Consider the following 17,658-nt stretch of genomic DNA (forward strand, 5'->3'; position numbering starts at 1 on the left):
CAGTACGGAAAGGAGGGACGGCGGAGTGCGCTCAGCCCTTGCGGGAAATGGCCCCGAGCTCGCGCGCGAGCCGCGCCGTCGCCTCCTCGGGCGTCTGGCGCAGCGCCATCACGTCCTGCGCCACCGCCTGCACGGCCAGGCTCACCTGGTCGTAGCGCGGGCTCTTGGGGCGCGGCACCGCCGACAGCAGGCTCTGGCGGAGCGTGGGCAGGTACGGATACGCGCGGACCAGCTCGGGATCCTCGTACAGTGCGGCGCGCACCGGCGGCAGCGAGCCCTTGGTGAGTACCTGCCGCTGGACCCGTTCACTGGTGAGGTACGAGATCAGGTCGGCCGCCGATGCCGGATGCCGCGCATGGCTGCTCACGGCGAGGTTGGACCCGCCCAGCACACTGGTGCCGGGCCCGTCGGGTCCGGGCAGTGGTACGGCACCGAACCTGCCCGCGATCTCCGACCCCGCCGCGCTCGCGTCCGCGTACACATAGGGCCAGTTCCGCAGGAAGAGCAGCCGGCCGTCCTGGAAGGCCTGCCGCGACTCCTCCTCCTTGTAGCCGAGCGCGTCGCGGGAGATCCAGCCGTCCCGTACACCGTCCGCGAGGAACCGCAGCCCGGCGCGCGCCGCGTCGGAGTCCACGCTCACCCGGGCACCGTCGTCGCGCAGGACCGATCCGCCCGCCGAGTGCACGGCCTCCGTGACGTTGACGGTGAGCCCCTCGTACGGCAGGAACTGGCCGGCGTAACCGTCCAGTCCGTACTGCGGGGCGATCGTGCGCGCCTGGCGGACCAGATCGGACCAGGTGCGCGGTGGTTCCTCGCCCGCCCGGTCCAGGATGTCCTTGCGGTAGTACAGCAGCCCGGCGTTGGTGACGTACGGGACCGCGTACAGCCGGCCCTCGAAGGTCGCGGTGTCGACGACCGGACGCAGGAAGGCGTCCAGCGGGAAGCGGTCACGCGGGAGGGGGGAGATCCACCCGGCCGCGGCGAACTCGGACGTCCAGGCGACGTCGATGTTCAGCACGTCGAACCGGTCGCGGCCCGATCGCAGTTCGCTGATCATCTGGGCCCGGGTCTCGTCCGCGGAGTCGGGCAGCTCGACGAGCGTGACCCGCTCGTCGGGATGGGCCTCGTTCCAGTCGTCGAGGAGCGGGGGGAGGTAGTCCGTCAGATCGCCCGCCGTCACGAGCGTCAGCGGCCCGCGGTCCCCGGAAGCCGTCCCGAACGCCGCGGAGGCCGCTCCCGCGTCGGTCCGGACGCCGAAACCGGTGTAACCCGCCAGTACGACCGCCCCGACCAGGAGAGCTCTACCCGCGGCACGCATCCACCGCATAGATTCCTCCCAGTGCACGATCCGGCTGCGCCGCCGACCATCGTGGCCTATATATACCCGTTAGGCATGGGCGATACTAGACGCCCAGGCAGACGAGACGGACGGCGGCGCAACTCGGCCCGCTGTCGAGTGAACCGTTGACTACGGAGCGGGAAGGAGGGGGAGCGAGTGCGGCTGGCGCTCCTTGCGCTCCTCACCCGTAGCCCTGCGCACGGTTACGAGCTGAAGCAGGACCTTGAGAAGCTCCTGGGCGCCGCGTACCCTCAGCCCAACGTCGGCCAGATCTACGTCACCCTCGGCCGGCTGGAGAAGAGCGGCCTGATCGAGGGCGAGGACGTCGAGCAGTCGGGACGGCCCAACAAGCGCACGTACAGGCTGACGGACGCCGGGCGCGAGGCCGTGCAGGCCTGGTTCGAGGAAACAGCCGAGGAGCCCCGGGTACGGGACGAGTTCTTCATGAAGCTCGCCCTCGCACCGCAGTCGGGTCTGGCCGATCCGGTCGCACTGATCAACAAGCAGCGGCGGCAGTACCTCAACACCATGCGGGACCTGTCCAAGCTGGCCGCGGCGGAGGACCGCGACAACAAGATCTCCCAACTGCTGATCGAGGGCGCGATGCTGCACCTGCAGGCCGACCTCGACTGGCTGGAACGCTGCCAGGAGGAGCTGGAATGAGCGACGACGCCACCACCGCCGCTCCCGGCGAGCCCATAGTGCGGGCCGAGGGACTGACCAAGACGCACCACGGCGAAGGCGTACCGGTGCACGCCGTACGCGGGGTGGACCTGTCCGTCCAGCCGGGCGAGTTCGTCGCGGTCACCGGACCGTCCGGAGCCGGCAAGTCCACACTGCTGCACCTGATAGGCGGCCTCCAGCGGCCCGACAGCGGGAAGCTGTGGCTCGGCGGCGAGCGCGTCGACACCTACCGCGAGGCCCGCTGGGCGGTCCTCAGGCGGCGCAGCATCGGCGTCGTCTTCCAGTTCTTCAACCTGGTCTCCAACCTCACCGTCGCCGACAACGTCGAACTGCCCGCCCTGCTCGCCGGAGCCTCCCCGAAGGCCGCCCGAGCATCCCGGGCCGAACTGCTCGCCGACCTCGGCCTCGAAGGCCGGGAACGGTCCATGCCCGGCGAACTGTCCGGCGGCGAACAGCAGCGCGTCGCGCTCGCCCGCGCCCTGGTCAACCACCCCGCGCTGCTGCTCGCGGACGAACCGGCCGGCAGCCTCGACAGCAAGGGCACCCGCGAGGTGCTGCGGCTGCTCTCCCGCTTCCACCAGCGCGGCCAGACGATCATGATGGTCACCCATGACGCCCGGATGGCCAGCGCCGCCGACCGTGTCATCAGCTTCTTCGACGGGCGGATAGCCGACGACGCGCACCTGGGCGGCGGACACCGCCCGCCCGCCCGAGGCGTCTCGGGCGTACTGGACCTGGAACCGGAACCGAAGCGGTGACCGTGCGGGCCACCCTGCGCTGGGCACACGCCGACTTCCGCGCACACCGGGGCGAAGCCCTCTTCGTCGTGCTGGCCAGCGCCGGGATCATCGCCTCGCTCCTGCTCGCCGGCGCGCTGTTCAGCTACGCCGCGAACCCCTGGCAGCGCGTCTTCAACCAGTCCCACGGCGCGCACATCTGGCTGCACACCCGCGCCGGGGCGGACATGGCGGCCCTGTCCCGCGTGGAGGGGGTCGCCGCCCTCTCCGGCCCCTACCGCACGGCGGCGACGACGGTCGAGTCGCGCGGCGCCCGCGTCGGGGTGACGCTGCGAGCGGCCGAGGCGGCGCCCCCGGAGACCGGGCGGCCGCTCGTCACCGCCGGCAACTGGCTCACCGGGCCCGACGAGGCGGGGAGCAGCGCCGACGCCGGGGCGGGTGCCGGGGCCGGTACCGGGAACGGGGCCGTCGTACTGGAGGCCTCGGTCGCGCGGGCGCTATGGGCGGAACCGGGCGACACGATCCGGGTCACCGGCCCGGACGGCGCCCCGCACGCACTGCGGGTGACCGGGATCGCCGAGGCGGCCGAACCCCGCTACCACCCGGGCGGCGGCCCCGGCATCGGCTGGGTGCTGTCCGGCACCCTCGACGGGATCGCCCACGGAGACACCGGGCAGAGCGTGGGCCTGCGCCTGGCCGACCCGGACGACACCGACTTCACCGTCCAGCGCGCCGTGACCGTCCTCGGGGCCGACCGGGTCGCCCAGGTCACCAAGTGGCAGCAGGCACGCGCCGAGGCGGGCGGCGACGACCGGCTGCTCGGGCAGATGTTCGCCGTCTTCGGGCTCGGTGCGCTGCTCGCGGCGGCGCTCGCCGCCGCCGGAGCCATCGGAGCCCGGGTCCGCGGCCAGCTCAGGGACATCGCGATCCTCAAGGCCGTCGGCTTCACCCCCGGCCAGGTGGCCCGCGGCTTCCTCGTCCAGCACCTGGCCTTCGCACTCCTCGGCGTGGCCCTCGGCACGGCGGCGATCGCCCTGCTGGGCGCCCGGATACCCGGACGGATCGGCGAGGCGGCAGCGGTCTGGCAGGACCTGCCCGGCCACACCGCACTCATGATCGGCGTCCCCTGCGGAGCGGTGCTGCTGATCGCGGCCGCGACCGGACTCTCGGCCTGGCGTGCCGGACGGGTCCCGCCCGTGCCCGTGGCCCGCGCCGCACAGCCGTCCGCCGCCCCGATGACCGCGCTCGGCCGGCGCGCCCTCGGCGTACGCGTGCCCCCCGCCCTGGTCCTGGGGTGGCGCGCGGCCTTCCCGCGGCGCGGCCGGACCCTCGTCCCCGTGGCCCGGCTCGCCCTGCCGCTGCTCCTCATCACCGTCGCGCTCGTCGCCTGGTCGACGCTGGACCAGTTCCGCAGCCGCCCCGCACAGATGGGACTGCCCGCGGCACTGACCGTACGGGCCGGACAGCCGGCCGCGTCGTCCGAAGCAGAACTGGAGAGGGCCCTCGCGGCCGTCCCGGACGTCGCCAGCGTCCACCCGGGGGCCGAGATGGCGGCGCTCGTGCCGGGGCAGACCGGAACGATCACGCTCCGAGGGCTGGGTACCGCCCGGGACCCTTACCCCTCCGAGGTGGTGGAAGGACGTGCCGTCAGCGGTCCCGACGAGGCGGTGGCGGGGCAGGGGCTGCTCGACCTCCTCGGGGTGCGGGTCGGCGCGTGGGTCCGGATGACCGTCGAGGGACGGCCGCAGATCCTGCACGTCGTCGGCCGCACCATCGAACCCGAGTCCGGCGGCCGGGTGATCACCACGACCATCGACGCACTGCGCGAGCGCGACCCGGAACTGCGCTCCGACTTCCACGCCCTGGTGCTGCGCGAGGGCGCGGACCCCCGGGCGGTCGGCGCCGCGCTGGCCGGGACGGCGGGAGGAACGCTGGAGGTCCGGGAGACACCGAACCCGGTCGACCGGCTGGAACCGGCGCGCGGAGTGATCGCCGCCCTGATCGCGGTCCTGGCCCTGATCGGCCTGACCGAACTGCTGACATTGATCAGTACGGGTGTCCGCGACCGGGGCCGAGACCTGCTCGCACTGAAGGCGATGGGGCTGACGCCACGGCAGATCGGCTCGATGATCGTGACCGCCGCCGGACTGACCGCACTGGCGTCCGCCGTGGCCGGCACGGCCCTGGGACTGCTGTCCGGGAGATGGCTGGTCGACACCCAGGGCGCGTCGAGCGGCATCGGCGCGGGCATCGCCCAGCTGCCTCCTCTGCCGGTGATGGCGACCGTGATCATCGGGTCCGTGCTGGGCGCGGTGGTGGCGGCGGCACTACCGGCGGCACGCGCCGCCCGGCGCCGACTGGCCGACTCGCTGAGCGAAACCCTCTGAGGGGCTCCGGGCTCCGGGCCATGGGCTCCGGGCTATGGGCTTACGGGTTCCAAGCTCCGGACTCCGGGCGGTGGGCGGCGTGGAGCCGCAGCAGGGTGCGGTGGCCGCGTTCCGCGACCTCGGGGTCCTGGTGGCCGGCGCCGTAGGCGATTCCGGAGACCGCGTCGAAGGCGGCCTCGCAGTCCTGCCGGAGTCCCTCGGCGGGCGTGAGCGCCCTGCCGTACCCGTCGAGGAAGGCCGTACGCAGGTCGGGCCGGCCGGTCCAGGTGTCGCTCAGGCGCACCATGTCGCGGGTTGCGGTGGCGTACTCCGACCGCTCGAAGTCGAACAGCGCCACCTCGCCGTCGTCTCCCAGGAGCACGTTGCGGTACTGGAGGTCCCCGTGCGTGGGCACCAGCACGGGCCGAGGGAGGTCCTCGTAGGCGCGGACCAGGCCGAGGACCAGCTCCTCGTCCCCGGCGGCCAGGTAGGGCCGGGCCTCCTCCAGGTGACGCTTCACCGTGCCCGCGGCGGTGGACGGTCCGGCGGGCCGCTCCGGGGACGAGCGGTGCAGGACGGAGGCCAGGCGGCCCAGCTCCCGGTGGAGGCGGACCTCGGCCGCGGCGTCCAGGACCGCCCCGTGCGGTGACCGGCCCGCCAGCGCGGTGACGACGACGGCCCGCGCCGCCGGGTCGGCCGCGACGAGCCGGGGAGCCCCGCGCCCGAGCACGGGCACCCATGCGCGGTACGCGGCCACCTCCCGGTCGTGGCAGGCCGGCCCGCGGTGCTGCTTGAGGTACCAGATGCCGCCGCCGGAACCGGTGAGGCGCCATACCCGGCTGCCGGCGCGGGCCCAGGAGGCGTCGGCCGCCTCCGCGATCCGGCCGACGGCGCACTCGGCGAACTCCCGCAGCCGGGGCGGCAACCCCACCCCGACCGCGGGCGGCGGCCCCGCCACGAGACGCGTGCGGTCGACAGCGTCCGCCGCGTACGCGACGGGGTCGCCGGGCTGCTGGAAGTGCACGGCGGCGGGCAGACCGGCGCGGTAGGCGTCCAGGCCGGCCCGGCAGTACGCCACCATCGGATCCGGCAGACCGTCCAGCGGGTACCAGCCCATCCCGTCGCACCGGTCCGGCTCCAGCACCCGGGGCGCTCCCGACCATCGCCGTACCTCGAAGAGGACACCGATCCGCGAGCCGGCACCCTGGGGAGGCCGATGATGGACCGTGACCGCGGCGGCCACATCCGCGGCCGCGATGACGACGCCGGTCTCCTCACGGGCTTCGCGGATCACCCCCTCGACCATGTCCTCGCCCGGTTCCAGATGCCCGGAGGGCAGGTGCCACAACCCGGCGGCGTACACCGGCCCGGCCCGGCGCGACAACAACACCTCGGGGCCGGATCCGCCGTCGCGGCGCAGGACGAGGTGGACGTCGACCGGCACGGTGTGCCGGGGGCCGCCGTGGACCACCGGTTCGAGCAGGGGCATGTGACTCCGATCGTCGGCGTACCGGTGGGCGGGGCCCGATGACCGGGGCGACCGGTACACCGCACCACGATTCCCCCGGCAGGCACGTCCGCGCCACCGATTCCTGCACACCCGGGCACCATGGGCAGGAAGAGGTGAAGAGAGGCGAGTCGAGGCGAGGCGACGACGATGGCTGAGCGCATGATCGAGACGGAAGGCATCAGACTCTGCACCGAATCCTTCGGCGACCCGTCGGATCCGCCCGTACTGCTCATCATGGGGACGGGGGCTTCGATGCTCTGGTGGGAGGAGGACTTCTGCCGGATGCTCGCCGAGGGCGGCCGCCGCTTCGTGATCCGCTACGACCACCGCGACACCGGTAGATCGGTCACGTACGAGCCGGGCCGCCCCGGATACAGCGGCGCGGACCTGGTCGACGACGCCGTCCGCGTGCTCGACGCCCACGGGATCCCGGCCGCTCATGTCGTGGGCGTATCCGCCGGAGGGGCGCTCGCGCAGCTGCTCGCACTGGACCACGCCCGGCGCGTCCTGTCCCTCGTACTGATCAGCACGTCCTCCGCCGTGCCCGGCGACCGCGACCACGACCTGCCCGCGCCGACCGAGGAGTTCATGCGGTTCGTCTCGACCGCGCATGTGGACTGGGCGGATGCCGAGTCGGTGATCGACCATCAGGTCGCCTACGCGCGCGTCCTCGCAGGTGGCCGGCGCCCCTTCGACGAGACCGCCGCCCGCGGCCTGGTACGCCGCGACGTCGAGCGCGCCGACGACTTCGGCGCGGCGCGCAACCACGACTCCCTTCCGGACGGCGAGCCCCCGCGGGCATCCCTGTCCTCGATCGCGGTGCCCACGCTGGTGATCCACGGGACGGCCGACCCGATGTTCCCGCTCCGCCACGGCGAGGCACTCGCGGAACAGATCCCGGCCGCCGGGCTGTTGGCTCTGGCGGACGCCGGCCACGGGGTCGAACGAGCCGACTGGCCGACGATCGTCGCCGCGATCCTCGACCACACCGGCACAGACGACGGGGCTTCCTGAGGTCGACGGGTTCGCCGCCCGGGCACGGTGCCTTGATCACTGCGGAGGCGGCCACCGCTGGTGGCTACGGACCAGGGCTATGCGTTCCTTGCCCGCATCCGATCGACGAAATAGGCACCCAGCCCCACCAGCAGGGCCGCCCCGGCCGCGTAGACCGGCAACCACAGCGTCGTGGTGGCGGACAGGCAGTCCGCAACGGCGATATGGCTCTGGACCTCCTGAGCGCGTGCCAGGGCGGTAGCGTCGCGACCGGCCAGGTTCGCCAGCGCCGCCTCGGTCCGGAGGCTCTCGTACCTGCCCAGGGCGGGACACCTGGCGCGCGTCCCCGGCATCGGGAACAGCCACGACCAGCGCTGCAGCACGGGGGCCAGAGTGATCGCCACGCACAGGCCGACGACCAGCGAATACGCCACCAGGTTGCCCACGTAGACAGATCGGAGGCCGGGCGTGGGCGTCCACTGGGGAAGCGGGTAGAGGGTGAAGAGCACGGTAAGAAGGGTCACGCCGATGTACGTGGCGAACCACTGCCACGAACCCTGCGCGAGTACGGCTGTCAGCACCGCCCCGAGCGCAATGCCGATGACCCCGGGCTGGCCGGCAACACCACGGCTCGTACCGGTGGGCGCCGAGCTCCGGGCACCCTGGATGCTGGGTTCGTCCACGGTTTCTCCTGCCTCGTTCAGCCCCAGCATCTCGGCACACCGCTCCGTCGGCCAGGCACCATGCCGGAACGACCCGAATGCCTGGCCCGCTCGTCACTCGACCCGGCTCGGTTTCGGGTGCTCGATCTTCGAACACTGAACCCGTGGTAGAAGGGGACCAGAGGGGAAGGGGAGGCGTGTGACGGGGGCTGGAGAGCTGGTGTTCGATCACGAGCAGGTGCGCAGGAACGGGCTCGAGCCGTACGAAGGGACTCCACTCGACGTGCGCGCGGTGATCGCGAGCATGCCGCAGGCAGTCAAGGACGGGTTCCGCCTCGACGAAGTGCCCTGGAGCCGCTTCGGGCACGCCTACGGCCCGGCCGACGACGTATCCGAACGCCTGGCCCGGCTGCGCTCCCCGGACGTCACGGCCGCGGGCAACGCGCTCGGTCAGCTGTGGGGCAGCCTGGTCCACCAGGGCACGGTCGGCTCCGCGGCCCCGCTGGCCGTGCCGTTCCTCCTCCGCGTCGCAGCCGACCCGACCGCGCACCACCGCGCGGAAACACTCGGCCTGGCCACCGCGGCGGCCCGCCGCGCGCACTGGGGGTACGGCACCCGCGGCACCTTCCTCCAAGTGGCCACGCAGGACCTGCTCCACGACTGCTCCGGCTACGCGATGAACTGGTCCACCGAGGCGTCGCGCAACGCCCTCACCGCCGACGTCGACCTGCTCCTCCCGCTCCTCCACGACCCGGACCCCGAGGTCCGCACCTCCGCCTGCTACGCCCTGGCCACAGCCACCGGCGAAGCCGACCGGATCTCGGACGCCCTCCGCGCCCGCCTGGCCGTCGAGGAGACTCCCGGGGGCCGCGCGAGCCTCGTCCTGGCCGTCGCCGAACTCGCCCGCGAGCACGCAGACCTCCGCGCCGCGGCCTGGGCCCGTTCCCTGTGGCTCGACCCGGCACAGCCCGCGGACGTCCGGGTGGCCGCAGCGCTCGCCTGGCTCTGCCTCGTGGACGACCCCGTTCCGGACGACCTGCGCGGAATGCTCGACGCTCTCGTCGCCACCGCTGATCCGGCCGGCGTCCTCGACGGCGTCCGGTGGATCGCGCACGTGGACGACGCGCAGGGCCTCGCCCGCACCCTCGACCAGATGCTGAACGACGCCCCACCAGGAGTCATCGACCAGGACCCCTGGGGCTGACCCTTCGTCGTACGGCCGCGCCGGCATCCGTCCGGCCGCGCACCCGAAGTCGATCGGCTTGCTGCAGCCGAGCGGCCATCAACGAATGGCTGTGAGCCGCACATCCCCTACGTATCTACTCCTCGAACGGGACAAACTGGGCAAGTGAAGTCCAGTCCAGGGGACGCACGATCGTGGCCAGGTGGGCAAAGGGATCGTGTGCGGCCGTTTGGAACCACATCACCGAGAGCTCCGTATGCCCATGCGCTGCCACGTCCTCGGGCGTCCACCATGACGTCAGTCGAGCTTGAACCGCCTCGCGCGGCAGCCACTCCTCGACCCGCTTCTCCGCATCGGCTCGGATGCGGTCGAGATCGTGCACATACAGATGCGGCGTCCGCGCCATCGCCTTCTCGATGCTCATCAGGCGAAAGCGGCGGTGCAGGTGCGGCGTCCCTTCGAGCATGCCTTCACGGTCGTCGCTCACCGTCAGCGCGCGGAGCTCCGCGCGCACCGGTCCCACCTGATAGCTGCGCAACTCGCCCTGCCTCGTCCGGATCATGGGCCAGAGGGTAGGCGTGTCCGACAAGCGGACCAAGCGACTTTCGGCAGGTCCGTGTCGGCGACGGGCCGGCGAACCAGAAGTCCCGCAATCCGTTGGGCAGTTGATACAGGGACACACTCCCGCGGGCCTGCGATAGGTTGGCCATCATGATCGAACTTGGACCTGTGGCCTGGCCACCTGCCCCGTTACGGACCGAACGGCTCCTCCTCCGCGAGTCCGAGGCCCGGGACCGTGCGGCGTTCATCGAGCTGTTCGCGTCGCCGGAGGTGGGCACCTACATCGGCGGCCCCCGGCCGCGTGACGAGCTCGAACGCGCAGTGCCCGAGGTGCCCGGTCGGCGCCCCGGCTTCTTCGTGGTCGATGCCGGAGGAGCGATGATCGGCATGATCACGCTCGATCGGCGCGACCCGGAGCGTCCGGGGCACGTCCGTCCCGATGCCGCAGAGGCCGAACTCGGCTACATGTTCCTGCCGGAGGCATGGGGACGCGGGTACGCCGCCGAAGCGTGCGCAGCGGCCCTCGACTGGTTCGCCGACGCGCTCCCCGGCGAGCCGGTGGTCCTCTGCACCCGGACCGCCAACGACCGCGCGATGCGCCTCGCGGCGAAACTGGGGTTCACGGAGGTGGAGCGGTTCGAGGAGTACGGCGCCGAGCAGTGGTTCGGCGTGCGGTCACCGGTCACGCCGTCCGGTTGAGCTCGGCGGCCGGATACCTCGATGCCTCGTCCGGCGGTGGATCACCGGCAGCTGATCCACCGCCGAACGCGAGGTCGTATTCCCGCCAGCCAGACCGTGCCCGCCTACGAGAGAGTCGGTGACGGCTCGCGTTCCTGATCGCGAGCGCGTCCCTTTGACCGACACACCGCGAAAGGCGCAGCAGATGCATGTGGTCCCCGGGCTCAAGGTCCTGTACTTCGGAACTCCGGTGGTGTTGATCAGCTCACGCAACGAGGACGGGACGGCGAACCTGGCGCCGATGTCCTCCGCGTGGTGGCTCGGGCAGTTCTGCATGCTCGGGCTGGGCAACAACGCCCGGACGACAGCGAACCTGCTGCGGGAGGGCGAGTGCGTACTCAACCTGCCCTCGTCGGCGATGGCCGATGCCGTCGACCGGATCGCGCTCACCACCGGGAAGCCGGACATGCCCGACTACAAGGCGAAGCAGGGCTACCGGTACGAGCCGGACAAGTTCGCGGCCGCGCGGCTGACCGAGCAGGCATCGGACCTGGTACGGGCCCCCAGGGTCGCGGAGTGCCCCGTCCAGCTGGAGTGCAGGCTGGTCTCCGCTCACCCCTTCGGCGGCCACGATCCGGACGCCACGGCCTTTCAGGTCGAGGTGCTGCGCGCCCATGTCGAGGAGGAGCTGGTCATCCCCGGGACTCACTACGTGGACCCGTTCGGCTGGGACCCGCTGATCATGAAGTTCTGTGAGTTCTTCGGAGGCGGAAGCAGCCTCCGTCCGTCGAAGCTCGCCACAGGCTGGAACATGCCGCACCGGGCAACGACAGCGGCTGCGGCGACGGTCACGGGAACGTGAAGGGGGTACGTTTCGCTCACCGTCCGAAGCCGCCCTCGACACTAGGCTCAGGACGTGGGACAGCCCGAGCAGCGTGTCGAAGGCGCAGGACCGTTCACCACCCGGCTCACCTGGCAGCGCCCCGAAGGCGAGACGGTGGTCTGGGACTCGCGCCTGGCGCGCAGGCGCGGCACACTGTCCGTCCGTGGCCCGGGGGATACGGCCGACCGGCCCTCGCCCGCAGGTCCGGAGTCGTTGCGCCGTCTGCGCAGGATCAACGCCATCGCCGCCAGCGCGTTCGCCATCGGCGGGGCGCTCTTCGCGCTCGGCGCGGCCATCGCCCAGTTCGGTGGGGGTGATCCGTTCCAGAGTGCCTGCGTCTACTTCGCCGGGGGGCTGTTCTTCAACACCGGGGGCTACGTCTCGCTCCTGCAGGTACTGAACGCGCCCCGCAACGCCCCGGAAGGCCGGTTCCTCGGCACGGCCGACTGGAGGTGGTGGGGGTACGAGCCGATGCGGCTGGACTGGCTGAGCACGTTCGTCCTGTTCGTCGGGACGCTGGTGTTCGGCATCAACCTGCTGGACTCCTTCCTGCAGGGCCTCACCGTCCAGCAGGTCAACCGGCTGATCTGGACCCCCGACGTGATCGGGTGCGTACTGTTCCTCATCTCGGGGCATCTCGCGTTCGTCGAGATCTGCCATCGCTCCCGGATCTGCTTCCGTTCGCGCAGCCTCGGGTGGTGGATCGTCGCGGTGAACCAGTTCGGTTCGCTGCTCTTCATGATCTCGGCGGTGGCCGCCTTCACCCGCCCCGGCACCGGCGACCTGGTCAGCGTCGGTATCGCCAACTGGGCGACACTGACCGGCGCCCTGAGCTTCTCGATCGGCGGTGTGCTCCAGTTCTTCGAACGGCCTTAGACGGTCTGCCCGTCGGCCCCGACGGGACATGCCGCAGCGGCCGGTTCCCCGACGTCACGACGTCCCGGACACGCGACCGAATCGATGCCGTACCCCGTCAAGGAACGCAAGAGGGCCCCTAGCCTCCGCTGCCCCGGCGCTGACGGTCCAAGAACTGGATCAACCGTGTTTCCGACCGCGCGATCCGTTCTCGTTGTTCGCAGGGGAGCGAAACGAGGGCGTCGACGAGGACTTGCTCGCGGGAGACGTACACCATGCTTCCCCAGTAGATCCGGCACCCCGAACACCAGGCGAGCCCGATGCAGCGCTCGAACAGCGTGGACTCCGGCGGATAGAAGCGGTACTGGTAGGAGCGGACGGGCGTCCCGCACGCGGCGCACACTCGCCGGTCCCCGTCAGGGACCGTGTCCCAGGTCCCGACCTTGCGCCAGTAGTGCCGCCCGGCCGGTGCTCTTCAAGTCGTCATGCACGCATTCTCGCCCAGCCTGAGCCGTGGGCCTACCCCCGAGGAGCCTGGCCGAAGACTTGCGGGCACGGTACTCCGGAGGCTGGAGCGGAGTTCGGTGACCGCCTCGGCGAGGTCTCCTCGCATCTCGCGTGCCACGGGAAGAGCGCATGACAGGAACAACCAACCCCACTGCCGCCCTCAGTTCGTTCGGCGTGCGCCTCATCCAGGGCCCGGCTGACCGCCGCCAGGGGCGTGACGATCTCGATCTCCACGGCATCCGGCGGGGCGTCCATGTATGCGCAGTCCTCTGTGAGGACGAGGTCCACGACCTGCGTCGCCGCCCGCCGATTCGGAGTCGGGCCGGTGCGGCGGCCGTGATCGCGGTCCCGCTGGCCGGCACGACCGGGGCGAGGTACCGCTCAGGAGCCGGCTCAGCCGTTGACGTTGACGGCCTTCCAGGCGGCCGCCACCTGCTGGTACTCCACGCTGGTCGATCCGTACAGGTCGGCCGTCGCCTGCAGGGTCGCGGTGCGCGCCCCCGCGTAGTTGGTGGTCGACGTCATGTAGGTCGAGAGCGCCTTGTACCAGATCTTGTAGGCCTTGGTCCGGCCGATCCCGGTCACCGTCGAACCGTCGTAGGTGGGCGAGTCGTACGAGACCCCGTTGACCGTCTTCGCGCCGCTGCCCTCAGAGAGCAGGTAGAAGAAGTGGTTGGCCACGCCCGAGGAGTTGTGCACGTCGAGCCGGCCCACGGTCTTGGACCAGTAGTCGGCCGAGGCGCCGTCCTTGCTGGGCTTGTCCATGTAGCGCAGCGGCGTGCCGTTGCCGCGGATGTCGATCTTCTCGCCGATGAGGTAGTCGCCGACGTCGGCCGAGTTGTTGGCGAAGAACTCCACCGACGTGCCGAAGATGTCGCTGGTGGCCTCGTTGAGGCCACCCGACTCGCGGCTGTAGTTCAGCTTGGCCGTGGCGGCGGTCAGGCCGTGGCTCATCTCGTGGCCGGCGACGTCCAGGGAGGTGAGCGGCTTCTGGTTGGCGGCGCCGTCGCCGTAGGTCATGCAGAAGCAGGCGTCGGACCAGAAGGCGTTGACGTAGGCGTTGCCGTAGTGGACGCGGGAGTAGGCGGCCTTGCCGTCCCCGGCGATGCCGTTGCGGCCGAATTCGGACTTGTAGAAGTCCCAGGTCACCGCAGCGCCGTAGTGGGCGTCGGCGGCGGCCGTCTGGCGGTTCGACGGCAGCCCGTCGCCCCACTTGTCGTCGGCGTCGGTGAACAGGCTTCCGGTGCCGGTGGTGCCGCCGTTCAGGTCGTAGGTCTTGTGGCCGCCGCGGACGCCGTCGGTCAGGCTGTAGGACGCCCCGCTCTGCGTGGTGTCCAGCGTGACGGAGCCGGAGTACTGGCTCGTGCCGGTGCCGGTGTCGATGGCCTCGTAGGAGTACAGCTCGGCGCCGGTGGCGGCGTCCGTGATCACGTGGCGCTCGCTGGGGGTTCCGTCGTGCTGGGTGCCGGTGACGACGGCCTCGTAGGCGAAGACCGGCTTGCCGCTCGCGGCCCACACGACCTGGCGGGCACCGGCGGGCGCGGCCTTGAGGGAGGAGCGGGCGGCGGCCGGGGCTATTCGGGCCTCGATGCCCTTGGTGGTCCTGCGGCTGCCGTCCTTCTTCTGGTGGACCACCAGATCTCCGCCGAGGACCGGCAGCCCGGCGTACGTGCGCTCGTAGCGGGTGTGCACCGTGCCGTCGGCGTCCTTGATCACATCGCGGGCCACGAGGCGCTCCTCGTCGGCCAGGCCGATGGCCCGCGCGGTGTCGGCCGCCGTGTTCTGGGCCGCGGTGATCGCCTGGACGCGCGCGTCGGCGGTGAGGGCGAGAGCGGTGGCTCCTGCCTCGCGCTCGGCCGAGGCGTTGGCGGATCCGCTCTGGACGGAGATCGCGACCATAGCCGCCGAGGCGACGACGGCGGCGGCGCGCAGCACTCGGGTGCGGCTGCGGGGGGCGCGGGATGAGGATGTGGGGAGGGTCACTCGTGCTCCTTCAATTGCCGTGGGGGGCAGGCGGTTGAGATTGCCAGGAAGGAGCGGTGGATTGACAGGTATGCAACAAGAATTTGACCAGCTGTTGTCCGGAGAGAGGGGAGCGATGTTCGCTGAGCGACCAAAAATGGAACATTCCGCTTCCCCGGACGCGGTGTTCACCGAGTCCGGGGAAGCGGCCCGCCGTTACTGGATACCGGGGATCTGCCGGGCCTTGAACGCGGCGCGCACCGCGTCCGCGGCGCTCGCGCCGTACATCCGCTGGGCGGTCGAAACCGTCGTCAGAGCCGCATCCTTGAAGGACGTGTCCGGCGCGAAACCGAACTGGGCGTTGACGATGATGCGGTCGGCGGTCCGGGCGCCCAGGGCGTTGCGGATGTCGAAGAGGGCGCGGGACCAGATCTCCCCGTCCGCGTGGACCTCGCCCTCCAGGTCGGCGTACACCTTGTTCCCGTCGATGCGGCGCAGGCAGTGCGGGGCGTCGCTGTAGGAGGCCGCGTCCCAGTCGGCGACGCAGGCCAGATCGGCCCGCCGCGGCCAGCCGTACACGGCGTCCGCGTGGGCGCCGACCTCGACGGCGAGGTAGTCACCGAAGGCCTCGCCTATCGCGCCGGCCTCGGGAGAGGTGCCGAAGCCGGGGACCTGCGCGTTGTGCACCGCGTGGCCGTACTCGTGGATGATCACCTCCGCGTCCTCGGCGTCGTCGACACCGCCCTTGCCGAAGCGGATCTCGCTCTTCTTGTCCGAGAAGAAGGAATTGTCCGCGCCCCACTGGTTGATGCGGACCGGCTGGGCCCGGTCGTTGACCCCGGGCAGTTCGGTGCCGAAGCCCAGCCCTTGCAGGTACTCCTGGGTCTCATTGACCCAGAAGTAGGCCATGACCTGCTCGAACTGGTCGTCGGTGCGGTTGTATGCGGTCGCGTCCGCGGGTTTCGCCGAGGCGCCGGTGTCCGATCTGACGTACGCCCACTTGCCCGACAGCCGGCCGCTGGCGTCCAGGTTGCGCAGCACGGCCGTGGTGTAGGCCGAGGCGGGCACGCCGTCGGCAGAGTCCTTGGCGTCGGTCAAAGTCTGATCCCCCGAGGACTGAACGGGGTTGACCATGAAGATGCGGGCCTGGGGCAGCGCTGCTGCCGGCGCGGACCCGGACGCCGAGGCCGGTCCGGTCAGGGCGACCAGGGTCAGGGCGGCGGTGGCCGTGGCGGTGGCCACGGCGTTCAGACCGCGGGGTGTGCGGCGGGACATGGATATCCTCCTGTGAGGGACGCGTCGTGCCGGGGAAGAGACACGGAAGGGCGGGGTGCGGCCGTGATCCTTGCGCACGACACCCGGCCCGCGCCAGGCCCGCGTTTCGGGAAGTTCCGCCGCACACAGCGCCATTCAGGCAGGGCAATCGATCGCCCCGCTCCCCTCCGCGTTGCCGTCGTGCGGGCCCGGTGAGAGCCCTGCGGGGCCGCGGCCGCCTATGCCGCGGCGGTGTCCGTATCCTCCGCAACGCCCAGGTACCCGCGCGCCGGGCCTCGGCGCGTGGAGGTGGTGGGAGCGGGCGCAGGAGGGGGGAGTGCACCTCCGCCCCGAACTCCTGATGCCGGCCACGCCCGGCGGCCGGGAGGACGCCGGCGCTGCACCTGTGCCGCTCCGCGCGTGGAGAGCACGTGCCGCTCCAACGTCCACGTCAGGCCCTTCCGGCTGACCGCCGACCTGGCCCGCGAGGACATGCCCGAGGACCGCGCCGAGGAGCTGGGCCGGGAGAGCGGGTGTGAGTACGTGCGGTACAGGTGGCGTTGAGAATGATCATGGCTGCTACCAGAGGGAATGCCCTGGCGGGAGCCTTCGGAGAAGCTCGATGTGCGGGGGGCTCGCCACGGTCCGGCTGTGCCGGTGGAATTTCTGAGTGACGAGCAAGCCGCTGCCTACAGGGCCTTCGGCGAGGTGCCCACGCGCCCGGAGTTGTAGCGGTTCTTCTTCCTGGACGACGACTGCCGGGATCTGGTCGCGTTGCGACGGTCGGACGGGCATCGGCCGGGATGGCGTTGCAGATCGGCACCGTCCCCTACATCGACACGTTCCTCGGGGACGATCCGCCGGCCGGTGCCGTGAGAGGTCGTGGACTACCTGGCCGGGCAGCTCGGCACCGAGGACACCACGTAGGTGAAGTCGTACCCGGAGCGGCGGATGACGCCCTACGACCACGCGCAGGAGATCCGTTGGCGGTTCGGGTACCGGGAGTACGGCGACCGGACCGCGGGAGTTCAGGACGTACCTGTACGGCAGGGCGTGGACGCACGCCGAGGGGCCGGTGGCGTTGTTCAACCACGCGGTGACGCGGCTGCGCCGGCACCAGGTGCTGCTGCCGGGCGTCGCGGTCTGGCCCGGCAGGTGCCGGAGGCCGCACGAGGCGGAGCGGCGACTGTACGTCTCCGCGTTCCGCCTGGGCAGGGTGAACCTGTCGCGGGTGCCGGTGAACCGGCTGAACACGCTGGCCCGGTGCGGGCAGCCGAGCAAGGCGCCGACCATCGAGCAGGCACCGGAACCGCGCAAGACGGCTCTGCTGACGGCGGTGGTGCATCGACCACTGGCGAACCGGCGGCGCGAACGTCCACGAGACGCTCACCGCACTCCGAAACGGGCATGGCGGTGACCTTCAGGTCAGACATCAACACGATGTCACTCATGACGCGATCATCCCGCGAGGGCTCAACGGGGCG

At 71.4% G+C, this 17,658-nt stretch carries 16 protein-coding genes; 10 read left to right on the plus strand and 6 right to left on the minus strand.

Going from position 1 to position 17,658, the window contains the following annotated elements; translation table 11 throughout:
• Positions 1-31: 31 nt before the first annotated feature.
• Positions 32-1,327 carry an ABC transporter substrate-binding protein gene (locus tag OG373_RS39845; protein ID WP_405443792.1) on the minus strand — a complete coding sequence of 432 codons (1,296 nt, stop codon included), beginning with the start codon at positions 1,325-1,327 and terminating at the stop codon, positions 32-34.
• Positions 1,328-1,495: 168 nt separating this feature from the next.
• On the opposite strand from OG373_RS39845, the gene OG373_RS39850 reads away from it, so the two are divergent.
• The 3 genes from OG373_RS39850 to OG373_RS39860 are packed head-to-tail and all read left to right on the plus strand — an operon-like array spanning position 1,496 to position 5,147.
• Complete coding sequence (locus tag OG373_RS39850) at positions 1,496-2,002, plus strand: PadR family transcriptional regulator (protein WP_030389516.1); 507 nt, start codon at positions 1,496-1,498, stop codon at positions 2,000-2,002.
• On the plus strand, positions 1,999-2,781 hold the full coding sequence (locus OG373_RS39855; protein WP_397739162.1) for an ABC transporter ATP-binding protein: 783 nt from the start codon (positions 1,999-2,001) through the stop codon (positions 2,779-2,781). Before OG373_RS39850 ends, OG373_RS39855 begins: the two co-directional genes overlap by 4 nt.
• 2 nt (positions 2,782-2,783) lie before the next feature.
• Positions 2,784-5,147, plus strand: a complete 2,364-nt coding sequence (locus OG373_RS39860; RefSeq protein WP_405444372.1) for an FtsX-like permease family protein — start codon at positions 2,784-2,786, stop codon at positions 5,145-5,147.
• A 40-nt stretch (positions 5,148-5,187) separates the two neighbouring features.
• On the opposite strand, the gene OG373_RS39865 is transcribed toward OG373_RS39860, so the two are convergent.
• Positions 5,188-6,615, minus strand: coding sequence for an NUDIX domain-containing protein (locus OG373_RS39865; protein ID WP_405443794.1), 1,428 nt, complete (start codon positions 6,613-6,615; stop codon positions 5,188-5,190).
• 168 nt (positions 6,616-6,783) lie between these two features.
• On the opposite strand from OG373_RS39865, the gene OG373_RS39870 reads away from it, so the two are divergent.
• Positions 6,784-7,650: an alpha/beta fold hydrolase gene (locus OG373_RS39870; protein WP_405443795.1), complete on the plus strand. Its 867-nt coding sequence runs from the start codon at positions 6,784-6,786 to the stop codon at positions 7,648-7,650.
• Between the two features lie 77 nt (positions 7,651-7,727).
• Here OG373_RS39870 and OG373_RS39875 read toward each other — a convergent pair whose 3' ends face one another.
• Positions 7,728-8,342, minus strand: a complete 615-nt coding sequence (locus OG373_RS39875) for a hypothetical protein (RefSeq protein WP_405443797.1) — start codon at positions 8,340-8,342, stop codon at positions 7,728-7,730.
• Positions 8,343-8,490: 148 nt separating this feature from the next.
• Here OG373_RS39875 and OG373_RS39880 point away from each other — a divergent pair, with 148 nt between their 5' ends.
• Positions 8,491-9,495 (plus strand): hypothetical protein, encoded by a 1,005-nt coding sequence (locus OG373_RS39880; protein ID WP_405443799.1) that lies wholly within the window; start codon positions 8,491-8,493, stop codon positions 9,493-9,495.
• Between the two features lie 115 nt (positions 9,496-9,610).
• Here the strand turns inward: OG373_RS39880 and OG373_RS39885 are convergent, their stop codons facing one another.
• On the minus strand, positions 9,611-10,036 hold the full coding sequence (locus OG373_RS39885) for a hypothetical protein (protein ID WP_405443800.1): 426 nt from the start codon (positions 10,034-10,036) through the stop codon (positions 9,611-9,613).
• 149 nt (positions 10,037-10,185) lie between these two features.
• Here OG373_RS39885 and OG373_RS39890 point away from each other — a divergent pair, with 149 nt between their 5' ends.
• The 3 genes from OG373_RS39890 to OG373_RS39900 all read left to right on the plus strand — a co-directional run bounded on the left by OG373_RS39890 (position 10,186) and on the right by OG373_RS39900 (position 12,472).
• A complete protein-coding gene (locus OG373_RS39890) occupies positions 10,186-10,734 on the plus strand; it encodes a GNAT family N-acetyltransferase (RefSeq protein WP_405443802.1) in 549 nt (182 codons plus the stop codon).
• 184 nt (positions 10,735-10,918) lie between these two features.
• Positions 10,919-11,575, plus strand: a complete 657-nt coding sequence (locus OG373_RS39895) for a flavin reductase family protein (RefSeq protein WP_397739150.1) — start codon at positions 10,919-10,921, stop codon at positions 11,573-11,575.
• 54 nt (positions 11,576-11,629) lie between these two features.
• On the plus strand, positions 11,630-12,472 hold the full coding sequence (locus tag OG373_RS39900; protein WP_405443804.1) for a hypothetical protein: 843 nt from the start codon (positions 11,630-11,632) through the stop codon (positions 12,470-12,472).
• Between the two features lie 879 nt (positions 12,473-13,351).
• Here OG373_RS39900 and OG373_RS39905 read toward each other — a convergent pair.
• Together OG373_RS39905 and OG373_RS39910 are read right to left on the minus strand one after the other, a co-directional pair.
• Positions 13,352-14,857 (minus strand): M4 family metallopeptidase, encoded by a 1,506-nt coding sequence (locus OG373_RS39905; protein ID WP_405444374.1) that lies wholly within the window; start codon positions 14,855-14,857, stop codon positions 13,352-13,354.
• A 279-nt stretch (positions 14,858-15,136) separates the two neighbouring features.
• The gene (locus OG373_RS39910; protein ID WP_405443806.1) at positions 15,137-16,195 is read right to left on the minus strand and encodes a M4 family metallopeptidase; all 1,059 of its coding nucleotides are present in this window, start codon (positions 16,193-16,195) and stop codon (positions 15,137-15,139) included.
• Between the two features lie 399 nt (positions 16,196-16,594).
• Here OG373_RS39910 and OG373_RS39915 point away from each other — a divergent pair, with 399 nt between their 5' ends.
• The gene (locus tag OG373_RS39915) at positions 16,595-16,738 is read left to right on the plus strand and encodes a hypothetical protein (protein WP_405443808.1); all 144 of its coding nucleotides are present in this window, start codon (positions 16,595-16,597) and stop codon (positions 16,736-16,738) included.
• A gap of 517 nt (positions 16,739-17,255) precedes the next feature.
• Positions 17,256-17,591: a hypothetical protein gene (locus tag OG373_RS39920; RefSeq protein ID WP_405443810.1), complete on the plus strand. Its 336-nt coding sequence runs from the start codon at positions 17,256-17,258 to the stop codon at positions 17,589-17,591.
• Positions 17,592-17,658 lie beyond the last annotated feature (67 nt).

The sequence above is a fragment of the Streptomyces avidinii genome (assembly GCF_045161815.1).
In the GTDB taxonomy this organism is placed as follows: Bacteria; Actinomycetota; Actinomycetes; order Streptomycetales; family Streptomycetaceae; genus Streptomyces; species Streptomyces avidinii.